The following is a 12356-nucleotide window of genomic DNA, read 5'->3' as shown; positions in this document are numbered from 1 at the left end:
GATGATCAAATCATTGCACTTCACAGCTGCCCATCGCGGAAATCTCGCGCATGTCCTCCTCGGACAGTTCGAAATCGAAGACATTGATGTTTTCCTGCAGCCGCTCGAGCTTCGAGGTGCGCGGAATCGCGGACACATTTTGTTGCACCAGCCAGCGCAGGCAGACCTGGGCGCCGGTCTTGCGATAGCGGTCGCCGATCCGCGCCAACGCCCGGTCGTTACGGACTCGCCCCTTCGCGATCGGGCTGTAGGCGACGACCGCCAGGCCGTGGCGCGCGCAGGCCTCCATCACCCTGGCCTGGTCGAGATAGGGATGGTACTCGACCTGGTCGCAGGCGAGCGGCTCCGGGCACGCCGCCACCGCCTCCTCGATCAACGCCACCGTGAAGTTGGACACGCCGATATGGCGCGCCAGCCCCGCCTGCCTGACCCGCGCCAGCGCGCCAAGCGTGTCCGCCAGCGGCACCTGCGGATTGGGCCAATGCAGCAGCAACAGGTCGACCTCGGTTAGGCGCAGCCGCGCCAGACTTTCCTTGGCGGACCGCTCGAGGTCCTTCGGCTTGAAATGGCTGGTCCAGACCTTGGTGGTCACGAACACATCGTTGCGCCTGACGCCCGAGGCGCGCAGCCCCTCGCCGACCTCGCGTTCGTTCTCGTAGATCTGGGCGGTGTCGATATGGCGATAGCCGAGCCGCAGCGCCTGCTCGACGATGCGCGCGCAGGCGCGGCCGCGCAATTCCCATGTGCCGAGCCCGATCGCAGGAATTTTGGCACCGTTGCCTTCGACGAAGATCATGCGCCCATTATGCGCGCGTGATCAGGCACTGCCAACTCAACTCGGCGTGGCGGCAGGAAAGCTGCTGGAATGACGGATCGGGTGCCGGCCCGACGAGGACTGGCCGACGTGATTCCGCCTAGTCCTTCATTCCCGTGATGGAAGCACTGACGGCCCTGGGATCGCGGAGCGGCCACCGGCCGCTCTCGACCTGCGACAGGAAATCACCAACGATCCGGTTGTACTCCTCGGGCTCTTCGATGTTGATGGCGTGGCCGCAGTTCGGCATCACCGCGAGCGCGGCCGACGGAATGCTCTGCTTCAGCAGAATGCCGGGCAGAAGACAGGGCCAATCTTCGTCGCCGGTGATGATCAGCGTCGGCACCGTAATGCGCTTCATTTCGTCGACCAGCGTGTAGAGCGAAGGACGCTCCTTCTGTACACCCTGCTGTGTGTTGGCCGATCCCACCGCCGAGTGCTCGGCCAGCATGGCCTTGAACTCGGCGTGGCCGCGCGGGTCCTTGTTTTCATACTGCACCCGGGTCGGCCCATAGGCGTAGCGCTCTGCGAAGGCCGCCATGCCCTCGTTGCGGATCATGTTGGCGATCACGTCGGCCTCGGCGCGGAATGTCTCCCGCTTGTCGAGTTCGGCGCCGTAGCCGCAGCCGCCGATGCAGAGCGACAGCGCGCGTCCAGGGTGGCGCATGCCGAAATGCAGGGTCGCAAAGCCGCCCATCGACAGGCCGACGATATGGGCTTTCGGTTCGCCGATGTGATCGAGCACGGCGAGGATGTCGTCGGCGGCGCGCGCCTGCGAATAGGACGAGACCTGCTCCGGCACATCGGACGGCGGAAAGCCGCGCGCATTGTAGGCAATGGTCCGATAGCGCTTGCCGAAATGCCGCATCTGCGGCTCGTAGCTGCGCAAGTCGCCGGCGAATTCATGGACCAGGATCACTGGATGGCCTGATCCGGTCTCTTCGAAATAGAGGCGTACTCCGTCATCTGCTGTCGCGTAGGGCATGGTGATCTCCTGCCTTCTCTTGTTCGCGTGTTACGGGATGGTTGCGGCTCCCGGCGGCCTGGCGCGCGGCAGGTACATGCCATGATCCTTGCTGCCGACAAGCTCGCCGTCATCGACGACGACCTTGCCGCGCACCATGGTCAGGACCGGCCAGCCCGTCACCTCGAGCCCTTCATAGGGCGTGTAGTCCGCGCCATCATGGATCAGCTCATGACGGATAGTGACCTTCCGCGTCGGATCCCACAGCGCGATGTCGGCATCCGAGCCGACCGCGATCGTGCCCTTGCGCGGATAGAGGCCATAGATCTTGGCATGATTGGTCGCGCTGAAGGCGACGAAGCTGTTGAGGTCGATGCGCCCCTTCACCACGCCTTCGGAGAACAGGATCGGCAGCCGCGTCGCCACGCCCGGGATTCCGTTCGGCACCCAGCGGAAGCTGGTGCGCCCCTTCGGCGCCAGCTTGCCCTGCGGATCGTCGTAGCGGAACGGGCAATGGTCCGACGAGAACACCGAGAACACCTTCTGCTGCAAGCCTTCCCAGCAGGCCTTCTGGCTGGCGACATCGCGCGGCGGCGGTGAGCAGACGTATTTCGCACCGTCCATATTGAGCTGATCGAGATCCTTCTCGGTCAAGACAACATATTGCGGACAGGTTTCGCCCATCACCCGTAGTCCGCGCTGCTGCGCGCGCCGGATTTCCTCCATCGATTCCCGGTTCGACACGTGCACGATCATGACGGGCACGTCGACGAGCTCGGACAGCGAGATGGCGCGGTGGGTGGCTTCGCGTTCGACCGGGATCGGCCGCGAGGTGGCGTGAAAGCGCGGCGCGGTATTGCCCGCGCGTTCGAGGCGGTCGGTGAGGAAGCGGATGGCATCGTAGTTTTCGGCGTGCACCATCAGCATGGCGCCGGTCTCGCGCGCGACCGACATGGTCTCGAGCAGTTCGCGATCCGAGAGCGCCAGGCCCTCATAGGTCATGAAGACCTTGAGCGAGGTGTAGCCGTCCTCCACCAGCGCCGGCAGCTCCTGGCCCAGCACGTGCTCGGTCGGATCGGTGACGATGAGATGAAAGGCAACGTCGACGTGACATTGTCCTTCGGCGAGCGCGTGATAGGCCTTGAGCGCCTCGCGCAACGTCTGCCCCTTCTCCTGCAGGCAGAACGGCAGCACGGTGGTGTTGCCGCCGAACGCCGCGGAGCGCGTGCCGCTGGCAAAGCCGTCGGCCATCACGATGCCGTCGCCGGACGGCTGGGCAAAGTGGACATGGCTGTCGATGCCGCCGGGCAGCACAAGCCGGTCCGTCGCATCGATGATCGCAGTTGCCGCGCCGAGATCGTGTCCGAGCGCGACAATCTTGCCGTCGCGGATACCGACGTCGCAGGCAAAGGTGTCGGCGGCGGTGACCACAGTGCCGCCGCGGATGATGGTGTCGAAGGACATCAGCGGGCTCCCTCCTTCGGTGAGCGATGTTCGATGACGGCGGCCAGCGGCTCCGCCAGCCCGAGCGTTGGCTTGGGGTCGGGACGGCGGAAGGTGCCGGCGACCGCCTTGCGTGGATTGAGAACGGCGAGCGTCTCCGCCTGACGCACCGCGGCCGCGACGGGATCGATCACCGGCACCGGAATGCGATCGCGGACCTTGGCCGCAAGCCCGGCCAGCGGCGCGCCGGACAGGATGACGACATCGGCCTTGTCCTGCTCGACCGCCTGATTGGCCAGCGCGACCAGCAGATCCTCCTTCTCGGCCTGAACTTCCGAGATCGACCGGAACGAACCGTCGAGAGTGCGGATTCCGGCGCAGCGCGAGGCAAGGCCATGCATCGCGACGCATTCCTCGTACCAGGGCGTCAATGCCCCGGCAAAGGTCACGATGGAAAACCGCCGCCCCACCATGCAGGCGGTCAGCATCGCGGCTTCGGCGAGCCCGACGACCGGAAACGCAAACAGTTCGCGCGCACCGAACAGGCCGGGATCACCGAATGCGGCGATGATGGCGGCGTCGAAACCGGAGCCGGCTTCCGCGAGCATCTCGAGCGCGATCGCGCCGCCGATCTGGGCCTCGGCGCGGGTGGCGATATAGGGCACGCCGCGCGGCGCGGTGGCTGGCACGAGCTCGGTGCCGGCCGAAGCCACCTTGCTGCCGGCGGCATGGAGCAGATCCGTCACGGCCGCCGTTGTGTTGGGATTGAGCAGCAGGATCTTCATTGCGCAATTTTCCTTGTCTTGCGGCCGCGCGACTTCTCAGATCCTTCCGGCGCATCGACGACATCCGCCTTGCCGTCCAGCGTCTCGGCGACGATCTCGCCGGTGCGGCGCACGTGATGGGCAAGCAATTGTCCCGCACGGGCCGCGTCGCCCGCCTTCAGCGCGGCCAGGATCTCCTGATGCTCGCGTACCGATTCTTCCCATCGGCCGAGCACGGACAGCGCGAAGAAGCGTGCGCGCTCGGCCCGCGCCAGCAGGGCGTCGTGGGTCGCCTTCAGCACGGCATTGCGCGCGAACCCGACAATGACCGAATGGATCTGCTGGTTGATCTGGAAATACTCGCGCAGCTCGCCACGGCCATGGTGCCATTCGATTTTTTCCTGCAGCGCCTCGAGCCGCTCGACGTCGGACGGCTCCATGCGTGCAGCGGCAAGCTCGGCGGCGCAGCGTTCGATGCCGCTGACGGTCTCAAACAGATCGGTCAACTCCGCACGTCGGAACGGCGCGACCACGGCGCTGTGGTTGAGGCGCAACTCGACCAGGCCCTCGGTCGCGAGCTGCTTCAACGCCTCACGCAGCGGCGTCCGCGAAACACCGAGCGCATCGGACAGATCCGCCTCGCCCAATAGCTGGCCGGGCGCCAGCTCGCCGCGGACGATCATCGTGCGCAGCCGCTCGGCCGCCTGCTCGTGCAGCCCGATCCGCGGCACGCGCAGGCGGCGCCGTTGCAGCGCCGTCATCGGGCGCGCGCGCTTGGGATCCTTCTTGCGCCTCGTTGTCTTCGCTTCAGTCACGCTTCGCCTTCATCACCACGACCGAGGATCACCTCCTCCGCATCGATCGCGGCCGCCGCCCGCAGATCGGGGTTTGAGAACAGGCTGCCCCAGCCGTGAATGCGCGACGGATCGCAGCCGGTCGCGGCCAGGCACGCCCACAGTGTCACCGCAATCGAATCGAGCACGGGAACGCCAAATCCGCGCTCCAGCCGCGCGGCGGCACCGGCGCCCCGCATGTTGGTGCAGAGCACCACCGCCGCATCGCAGCCCTCGCGCACCACCTCCTCGATCAGTCTTGCGACCTCGGCTTCGCTGACCTCCGCAAAGGAGAAATTGTCCTGCAGGGCGAGATGCCGCTCGGCGAAGCAGTGCAGCCCTTCCGAATTCCAGTTGGCGATGATCCTGTCCTGGACGTCCTTGCGATATGGCGTCACCAGCCCGATGCGCTTGGCGCCGATCCGCCGCAGCAGATCGCGATAGGCCAGCACCGTGGTGCTGGCCTTGATGCCGGTCGACGCCGTGATCTGCTCGCACAGGCTCTCGTCGCGATCGAAGCCGAGCCAGCTCGCCGACGTCCCGTTCCACGCGATGACATCGACCTTGGCGTGCGCCAGCAATTCGGCGGCGCGCAGGATCTCGCTGGCGTCGAACTGGCGGAGCGCCGACTCGGACAGCGCGATCTCCGTCACCTTGAAGCGGGAGAAATGCGCCGAGACGTCATCGATGCCGGCCAGCATCGCATAGGTCATCGGCTCGAGCGCGGTGTTCGAGGACGGCGTCAGCATGCCGAGCCGGACGGGACGTGTCATTCACTGGCCTCATCAACGGGCCGGGCCTCGATGGGCCCGGCCGCATCCGTTCTAGACAGGTAGCTTGCGGCTGTAGTCGATCAGGGTCGAGCAGATCAACAGCGCAATGCCGGCGGCGGCGAAATACATCAGCGCCAGGAAGTAGGAGCCCGTGGCCTGCACGATGAAGCCGACGATCAAGGGCGTCGTGATGCCGGCGATGTTGCCGCCGAGATTCATGCAGCCGCCGAGAAAGCCGGACTTGCCGCGGCCCGCGAGCGCCGAGGGAATGGCCCAGTACATCCCGCACCAGCGCAGGAAGAACAGCGTGGTCGACAGCAGCACCACGACCGCGACCGGATTGGAGACATAGGCCACGAGGAAGATCGAGACGGTGGCCATGATCGCCGCGATGCCGAACAGCGTGCGGAAGACCGTGTTCGGCGCCCCGCCCCGGGCTCGCCAGCTATCGCCGATCCAGCCGCCGACCAGTTCGCCGACAAAGCCGGCGAAGAAGATGATGAACGAGGCGCTGCCGAGCACCTTGATGTCGAAACCGTGCACCTTGTACAGATAGTTCGGCATCCAGGTCAGCAGCCCGTAGAATGTGGTGTTGAAGAACATCCAACCCAAGCACATGCACCACACCGAGCGGAAGCGGAAATAGGCCATCCAGCTCGCGCCCGACGAGGGCGGCGTGGCCGCGTCCTCGATCGCATGCGCCTCCTCGAGATAGCGCGCCTCCGCCTCGTTGACCGAGGGGTGCTGGCGCGGCTCGTTGCGGATGTAGTACCACGCCCATAGGCCGCACAGCATCGTTCCGACGCCCGCGACGATGAAGGCCAAGCGCCAGGAATCGAACGCCGCCATCAGCCACGCGATCACGATCGACCCGAGCGCCGCCCCGAGCGGCGCGCCGCCGTCGAGCAAGGTGGCGCCGCGTCCGCGCTCCGTTTGCGTCATCCAGATCGCGTTGAGCTTGCCGCCGGCCGGATAGATCGGCGCTTCCGACGCGCCGAGGCCGAGCCGGGTCAGCAGCAGCAGGAACCAGCTCGTGGACAACGCCGCGAGTGCCTGGAACGCGCCCCACAGCAGCGTTGCCGACGCGATCACGATCCGCGGCTTGAACCGGTCGGCGAGCATGCCGCCCGGCACCTGCATCACGGCATAGGTCCAGAAGAACGAGCTCAGGATCAGGCCCTGCATCGCGGGATCGATGTCGAACTCCTTCGCGATCAGCGGCATCGCGACCGAGAGCGAGGCACGATCGATGTAGTTGATCGAGATCAGGAACAGCATCAGCAGGAAGATCTTCCAGCGCACGCCGGTCGGTTTCGCCGCGTCTGCGATCGCGATGGTGGAAACCTGTTCGCTCATTGCTCACCCCCTGTCAGCGGCTTGGTTTTTCCTCGCGTGACCGTTCGCCATTGAAGGTCATCCGCCTGCCCTGCCCGGAGCGAAGTCTGTTCCAGCCGACGCGAAACGACAAGAACATTTTGTATTCTGTATGCAATATTATACAACCAATTGATTTAGATGAATAAATATATGATCTTGCACTGTTTTCAATCAAACCGGTGATGAGGATTTGGGCAGAACCGGCATGGCGCCGGCAGCGGCCGGCACACCAAATGCGCTCGGGATCATTCGCGTCGGTTGCGAGATGCGCGCCCCACATCAGCAAAGCGCGGCGCGCGACCGGCAGCGTTGAGAGGCGCTGGATGCCCTCGCCCGTCGAGGCGGCGCAAGCAATGGCAGCGAAGCGTCGTGGGCGCGCCTGAGCCGGCGGTTCGCCGGCACAGCATCGCCCATCACCGCAGCTGCGCACACTCCCCAATCATCAAGCCGTTTCTCGATGCGGTTCGACCGATGAAAAGACGAACCCGCACAAGTCGTGCCATCGCCCGTTCCGTTCTGGCCGACGCCCCCGTCCATCGAAACGGCAAGCGGCCTGTCATGTCCGCCTCGCAATTCGTTGAAGTCGCCAGGCACTGCCGAGGTTGACAGCGCGGACCGCAGGGTCTTCTATTTTGCTCACGGGGAAAGCGATCTCCCCGCGAGGCGGCATGCCCAAGAATCGCGTCCAGATCATCAAGGACGCAGCATGTCATTATCCTACACATCCATCTCATCGGAAAAGCTTTCGCGGCTGATCGGCACGGCAAACGCGCCGACCCTCATCGACGTTCGAACCGACGAGGATTTCGCCGCCGATCCACGACTGATACCCGGCGCGGCGCGCCGGTCGCATCTCGACGTCCAGGACTGGGCCTCGCAAATGAGAGGCCAGTCCGTGGTTGTCGTCTGCAACAAGGGCCAGATGCTCAGCGAAGGCACCGCGGCCTGGCTACGGTGCAACCATGTTGCAGCGGAAATACTCGACGGCGGACATCTCGGCTGGCGAGAAGCCGAACTTCCGACCGTTCCAGCAGACAGAATCCCGAAGCGTGACGGGCGCGGCCGCACCGTCTGGGTCACGCGATCGCGGCCGAAGATCGATCGCATCGCCTGCCCGTGGCTGATCCGCCGCTTCGTCGATCCAGCCGCCGTGTTCCTGTTCGTCACCTCCTCCGAAGTCGAGGCCGTGGCCAAAAAGTTCGAGGCCACGCCGTTCGATATCGAGAACGTGTTCTGGAGCCACCGGGGCGAACTCTGCACGTTCGACGTGATGGTCAAGGAGTTCGGCCTCTCCACCCCACCGCTGGAACGGCTTGCAACGATGGTGCGCGCGGCCGACACCGCGCGGCTCGATCTCTCGCCGGAGGCGCCTGGACTGCTCGCGGCCTCGCTTGGTCTGTCGCGCATGTTCGACGACGACCTCGAACAGCTGAGCGCCGGCCTCCTCGTTTACGATGCCTTCTATCGTTGGTGCCGCGACGCGACCAGGGAGACGCACAACTGGCCGACCAACAAGGTGAAGCCATGACGGACGTGGCGGCCGCCGGGATCACGGGCATCGCGCTGCGCTTTGCGGGCGTCGTCTGAAGCGAGGGAACCCGCGCATCTCGAAACCCTGGGGCAGAACACGACCAGGAGAACGACCATGCAGACACGACGGCTCCCTCACCTGTTTCTCGCCTTGGCAATTGCGGGCGCAGCCGCGCCCGCTTCTGCCCTGACACGGGACGAGTTAGTCGCGAAGCTGCAGGCCGCCGGCTACGCGGAGGTCAGCGACATCAAGTCGACGGCCGAGGGCACGACCGCCAGGGCGATGAAGAACGGCAAGCAGGTACGGCTGGTGATCGACAGCAGCGGTCAGGTCAAGGAACAGGACTGAGACGTCCCGCCTGCTCGAAGCAGTCGACATCGACATGATGGAGTGAACGACCATGATGAGATCGATGATGGCCCTCTGCGCGGCCGTGCTGTGGCCATGCGCGACGCTGTCGGCGCCGCTCGACGTCGGCAGGAACCAGGACTCGGTCGTTGCGTTGGCCGAGGTGGCAACCGTCCGTCCGCCGCCGATCGAGAAACTGCGCGGCATCGTCGAGAGCGTCGACGAAGGTAATGACACCATCAGGATCCGCCTGTCCCCCGACAGGACGGAGCCATTCAAGGTGCAGGACGGTCTGCTCTTCAACGCCGTGCGATTCGGCGACCCTGTCGAGATCGCCGTCCAGGACATCTCTGGCGCCCGAACGATCGTGGGTCTTGCGAAGGAATAGGGCGACGGAGCCCTCATCGCTGCAAGGGAACTGGAGCAACCGTAAAATCTGCTTCAAGGAGCGTGACAATGCGAAACATCATCGCGGCAGTGGTTGGGATCGGCGCGTATGGCATCGTCGCCAGCGCAAACGCCCAGACCATCGACTGGCAGGTCTTCGCAGAGCCGTTCGTCGCGACAGCTCATGCGCAGAGTATCGATTGGCAGAAGGTCGATGAGACGCTGGGCAGAAAACCTGCCGTTGCGGGCGATGTGCATCGCTACGGCTTCCCTCGGACAGATCTCACGGTGACTCTTGATGGCGTGACTATCAAACCGGCGCTGGCGCTCGGAGGATGGGTCGCCTTCAAGCCCGAGCACGATGGCGTCATGGCCATGGGCGACCTGGTGCTGCTTGAATCCGAGATCAACCCGGTCATGTTGAAGATGATCGCGAATGGTTTGCAGATCACGGCCGTGCACAACCATCTGCTGCGCGCGAGTCCGGCGACCTTCTATATGCACATCGCCGGCCACGGCGACCCGGTCAAGATCGCCACGGCAATCCGTGACGGGCTCGCCGAAAGCAAGACGCCGCTCAAGACCGCGGCGCCGGCTGCGCCTCCGCCGGCGGTCGATCTCGATACCGCCCAGCTCGATCAGATCATCGGCGTCAAGGGCAAGGCCAACGGCGGCGTTTATCAGTTTAACGTTCCGCGCCGCGACCCGGTCAGCCAGGAAGGGATGCAGCTGAGCCCGGTCGGACCGATGGGCGTCGCCATCGGCATCAATTTTCAGCCGACCGGTGAAGGCAAAGCGGCCATCACCGGCGATTTCGTGCTGACGAGCGACGAGGTCAACCCGGTGATCATGGCGCTGCGCTCGCACGGCATCGATGTGACCGCGCTGCATAGCCATATGCTGGAAGAACAGCCGCGCCTGTTCTTCATGCATTTCTGGGCCAATGACGACGCCGTCAAGCTTGCCAAGGGCTTGCGGGCCGCGCTCGACAAGACGGCGAGTACGAAGAGTTGACGCCATTGTCGCACGATCTGTGATGACGCTAACAAGGACAATGTTGATCAATGTTGATGAAGAGTTCCGTAGCCGAGCGGCCGTTGCCGCGACGATTGATGGCCCGGTCTCTCCTGCTGCGATCGGCCTTCGCAGCCTGCGCGATGGCGGCCAGCATCGGCTCGGCTGCGGCAGATGCCGACAACGGAAGAACCAAAGCCGAGACGTGCGCGACCTGCCATGGCAACAACGGCATCTCGACAATGGAGAATGTGCCGTCGCTCGCGTCGCAGCCCGACCTCTTCCTGCAATGGCAGTTGATCTTTTTCCGCAGCGGCGCGCGGAAGAACGAAACGATGGCGCCTATCGCGGAACAACTCACCAATGAGGACGTCCGCGACCTCGGCGCCTACTTTGCCTCGCTCAAGGCTGCCGACTCCTCCTCCGCCAAAGCACCGGACGACCATCCGGAGTTGGCCGAGGTCGGCAAACAGGCGGCCGCCGCTGGCAAATGCGCGTCGTGTCACGGCGAGAACTACTCTGGAAACAAGGCTGCGGCCCGCATCGCGGGCCAGCGCGAGGAATACATCGTCAAGGCGCTCCACGATTACAAGGCGGGTGTGCGAACCGGAGGCGGCGTGGCCGCGATGGCGGAAGTTGCTTATCCGCTCGGCGACGACGCCATCACGGCGCTCGCACACTACCTCTCGCGCCTTTGATTCATGCAGCTTCGGGACGGCCCTGCCACGTGCAAGTGAGCTGGGAGAACGCGAGAACGAGGCATGGTTCAACACTTGGTTGATCGGATGATCATGAACACAGAGCGTCGAAACTTCGTCGCGGGGGCCGGCGCGGCTGCAACATCAACGGTCGTGCTCGGCACCAAACCAAGCCTTGCCGAAGTCGATCAATAGACAGGAGCCAAGGCCATGTCCTATCAGGCGAAACCGATACCATTCGATCCGAAGTCGATCAGCGGCATCTCGGAAAAAATGCTCGTCAGCCACTACGAGAACAACTACGTCGGTGCCGTGAAGAGGCTCAACGCGATCAGCACGCAACTTGCCGAACTCGACTTCACCAAGGCGCCGAACTTCGTGATCAACGGACTGAAGCGCGAAGAGTTGATCGCGTCTAACTCGATGATCCTGCATGAAATCTATTTCGACGGGCTCGGCGGCGTCGGCAAGCCGAGCGATGCGCTCGCCGAGGCGATGGCGCGCGACTTCGGCAGCATGGAGCGCTGGCGGGCGGAATTCGCGGCCATGGGCAAGGCGGAAGGCGGCGGATCAGGTTGGGTGATTCTTGCCTATTCGCCCCGCGACAAGCGGCTCGTCAACCAATGGGCCGCCGATCATACGACCACGCTCGCCGGCGGCCGTCCGGTCCTGGTGCTCGACATGTATGAGCACGCCTATCACATGGACTTCGGTGCTGCGGCTGCCCGTTATGTCGACATCTACATGGAGGCCATCCGCTGGGATAACGCCGCCAGACTGTACGGGCAATATTCGAGAGAAGCCTGAGGAGCGACGAATGAGCGAGAGAGTGGGACGCGACTCGATCGGCGGCAAAAGCTGAGCCGTGTGCTCTGTCGGGCCTGCCTCCAGGGCAGACCTGCCCCCATCGAACGACAGACAGGAGACGCGATCGCGCGTGGCTGCACCTCACACAATTCTCTTTTGTGGTGACGTGGAGCAGGCAAGAGCAGGCTTTGCGCTGCCCTCGACGCATAGAGGCCCACGCGAATCTGCTGATGACAAGCATCAGGGCGAAAGGAGAGCCGAAATGATACGAACCTGGATTCTGCTCGGCAGTGGCCTCCCGCTTGTGGGAATAGTCGGCGTCGCCATGGTCATCGCCGAGCCGAGCAAGGGCCCCGTCCTAATTCCCGGAGATCAACCGGTCAGCGAGGACCAGGTTCGGCAGAAGCTGCAATCGGATGGCTGGTCGAACGTGCAGATCATTCGCGATGGCGGGTACTTCGAGGCGATAGGTTCGAAGGGCGGCCAGACCGCGAAGGCTGTGATCGACGCGCGGAACGGAAGATTGCGTGCGGCTGACGAGGACGATGACGACTAAGTCAGCGTGACCTTGCCCCGTCAAGGTTTTGCGGCACGGCGTGGCGT

At 64.3% G+C, this 12356-nt stretch carries 16 protein-coding genes; 8 read left to right on the top strand and 8 right to left on the bottom strand.

The features are described 5' to 3' along the window. Positions 1-10: 10 nt before the first annotated feature. The 8 genes from MTX23_RS15400 to MTX23_RS15365 all read right to left on the bottom strand — a co-directional run bounded on the left by MTX23_RS15400 (position 11) and on the right by MTX23_RS15365 (position 7398). On the bottom strand, positions 11-796 hold the full coding sequence (locus MTX23_RS15400; RefSeq protein WP_280977518.1) for an aldo/keto reductase: 786 nt from the start codon (positions 794-796) through the stop codon (positions 11-13). Between the two features lie 118 nt (positions 797-914). Further along, positions 915-1799 (bottom strand): alpha/beta hydrolase, encoded by an 885-nt coding sequence (locus MTX23_RS15395; protein WP_280977517.1) that lies wholly within the window; start codon positions 1797-1799, stop codon positions 915-917. Between the two features lie 30 nt (positions 1800-1829). Continuing rightward, a complete protein-coding gene (hydA, locus tag MTX23_RS15390) occupies positions 1830-3242 on the bottom strand; it encodes a dihydropyrimidinase (protein WP_280977516.1) in 1413 nt (470 codons plus the stop codon). Next, positions 3242-4006: an aspartate/glutamate racemase family protein gene (locus MTX23_RS15385; protein ID WP_280977515.1), complete on the bottom strand. Its 765-nt coding sequence runs from the start codon at positions 4004-4006 to the stop codon at positions 3242-3244. Before MTX23_RS15385 ends, hydA begins: the two co-directional genes overlap by 1 nt. Then, positions 4003-4800 (bottom strand): GntR family transcriptional regulator, encoded by a 798-nt coding sequence (locus tag MTX23_RS15380; protein WP_280977514.1) that lies wholly within the window; start codon positions 4798-4800, stop codon positions 4003-4005. Before MTX23_RS15380 ends, MTX23_RS15385 begins: the two co-directional genes overlap by 4 nt. Continuing rightward, a complete protein-coding gene (locus MTX23_RS15375; RefSeq protein ID WP_280977513.1) occupies positions 4797-5591 on the bottom strand; it encodes an aspartate/glutamate racemase family protein in 795 nt (264 codons plus the stop codon). Before MTX23_RS15375 ends, MTX23_RS15380 begins: the two co-directional genes overlap by 4 nt. Before the next feature lie 51 nt (positions 5592-5642). Beyond that, positions 5643-6947, bottom strand: a complete 1305-nt coding sequence (locus tag MTX23_RS15370; protein WP_280977512.1) for an MFS transporter — start codon at positions 6945-6947, stop codon at positions 5643-5645. Between the two features lie 13 nt (positions 6948-6960). Then, positions 6961-7398: a hypothetical protein gene (locus MTX23_RS15365; protein ID WP_280977511.1), complete on the bottom strand. Its 438-nt coding sequence runs from the start codon at positions 7396-7398 to the stop codon at positions 6961-6963. Between the two features lie 276 nt (positions 7399-7674). On the opposite strand from MTX23_RS15365, the gene MTX23_RS15360 reads away from it, so the two are divergent. The 8 genes from MTX23_RS15360 to MTX23_RS15330 all read left to right on the top strand — a co-directional run bounded on the left by MTX23_RS15360 (position 7675) and on the right by MTX23_RS15330 (position 12309). Further along, entirely contained in the window at positions 7675-8496 is an 822-nt protein-coding gene (locus tag MTX23_RS15360; RefSeq protein WP_280977510.1) for a sulfurtransferase/chromate resistance protein, read from the top strand. 117 nt (positions 8497-8613) lie between these two features. Further along, a complete protein-coding gene (locus MTX23_RS15355) occupies positions 8614-8847 on the top strand; it encodes a PepSY domain-containing protein (RefSeq protein WP_280977509.1) in 234 nt (77 codons plus the stop codon). A gap of 52 nt (positions 8848-8899) precedes the next feature. After that, positions 8900-9235, top strand: a complete 336-nt coding sequence (locus tag MTX23_RS15350; protein WP_280977508.1) for a hypothetical protein — start codon at positions 8900-8902, stop codon at positions 9233-9235. A 68-nt stretch (positions 9236-9303) separates the two neighbouring features. Beyond that, on the top strand, positions 9304-10248 hold the full coding sequence (locus MTX23_RS15345) for a DUF1259 domain-containing protein (RefSeq protein WP_280977507.1): 945 nt from the start codon (positions 9304-9306) through the stop codon (positions 10246-10248). 143 nt (positions 10249-10391) lie between these two features. Further along, positions 10392-10946 (top strand): c-type cytochrome, encoded by a 555-nt coding sequence (locus MTX23_RS15340; protein ID WP_280977506.1) that lies wholly within the window; start codon positions 10392-10394, stop codon positions 10944-10946. Positions 10947-11009: 63 nt separating this feature from the next. After that, positions 11010-11141 (top strand): twin-arginine translocation signal domain-containing protein, encoded by a 132-nt coding sequence (locus MTX23_RS36365; protein WP_348637558.1) that lies wholly within the window; start codon positions 11010-11012, stop codon positions 11139-11141. Between the two features lie 15 nt (positions 11142-11156). Beyond that, the gene (locus MTX23_RS15335; RefSeq protein WP_280977505.1) at positions 11157-11753 is read left to right on the top strand and encodes a Fe-Mn family superoxide dismutase; all 597 of its coding nucleotides are present in this window, start codon (positions 11157-11159) and stop codon (positions 11751-11753) included. 262 nt (positions 11754-12015) lie between these two features. Next, positions 12016-12309: a hypothetical protein gene (locus MTX23_RS15330; protein ID WP_280977504.1), complete on the top strand. Its 294-nt coding sequence runs from the start codon at positions 12016-12018 to the stop codon at positions 12307-12309. Positions 12310-12356: the final 47 nt, after the last annotated feature.

The organism is Bradyrhizobium sp. ISRA436 (assembly GCF_029910015.1).
Taxonomy (GTDB): domain Bacteria; phylum Pseudomonadota; class Alphaproteobacteria; order Rhizobiales; family Xanthobacteraceae; genus Bradyrhizobium.
This window is presented reverse-complemented; position numbering and strand designations above follow the sequence as displayed.

Excerpts from the sequence above, each read along its gene's own strand:
- MTX23_RS15360 (WP_280977510.1), top strand. The coding sequence starts at position 7,675 with ATGTCATTATCCTACACATCCATCTCATCGGAAAAGCTTTCGCGGCTG.
- MTX23_RS36365 (WP_348637558.1), top strand. The coding sequence starts at position 11,010 with ATGGTTCAACACTTGGTTGATCGGATGATCATGAACACAGAGCGTCGA.
- MTX23_RS15395 (WP_280977517.1), bottom strand. The coding sequence starts at position 1,799 with ATGCCCTACGCGACAGCAGATGACGGAGTACGCCTCTATTTCGAAGAG.
- MTX23_RS15335 (WP_280977505.1), top strand. The coding sequence starts at position 11,157 with ATGTCCTATCAGGCGAAACCGATACCATTCGATCCGAAGTCGATCAGC.
- MTX23_RS15340 (WP_280977506.1), top strand. The coding sequence starts at position 10,392 with ATGGCGGCCAGCATCGGCTCGGCTGCGGCAGATGCCGACAACGGAAGA.
- MTX23_RS15350 (WP_280977508.1), top strand. The coding sequence starts at position 8,900 with ATGATGAGATCGATGATGGCCCTCTGCGCGGCCGTGCTGTGGCCATGC.
- MTX23_RS15345 (WP_280977507.1), top strand. The coding sequence starts at position 9,304 with ATGCGAAACATCATCGCGGCAGTGGTTGGGATCGGCGCGTATGGCATC.
- MTX23_RS15375 (WP_280977513.1), bottom strand. The coding sequence starts at position 5,591 with ATGACACGTCCCGTCCGGCTCGGCATGCTGACGCCGTCCTCGAACACC.
- MTX23_RS15385 (WP_280977515.1), bottom strand. The coding sequence starts at position 4,006 with ATGAAGATCCTGCTGCTCAATCCCAACACAACGGCGGCCGTGACGGAT.
- MTX23_RS15330 (WP_280977504.1), top strand. The coding sequence starts at position 12,016 with ATGATACGAACCTGGATTCTGCTCGGCAGTGGCCTCCCGCTTGTGGGA.
- hydA (WP_280977516.1), bottom strand. The coding sequence starts at position 3,242 with ATGTCCTTCGACACCATCATCCGCGGCGGCACTGTGGTCACCGCCGCC.
- MTX23_RS15370 (WP_280977512.1), bottom strand. The coding sequence starts at position 6,947 with ATGAGCGAACAGGTTTCCACCATCGCGATCGCAGACGCGGCGAAACCG.
- MTX23_RS15400 (WP_280977518.1), bottom strand. The coding sequence starts at position 796 with ATGATCTTCGTCGAAGGCAACGGTGCCAAAATTCCTGCGATCGGGCTC.
- MTX23_RS15355 (WP_280977509.1), top strand. The coding sequence starts at position 8,614 with ATGCAGACACGACGGCTCCCTCACCTGTTTCTCGCCTTGGCAATTGCG.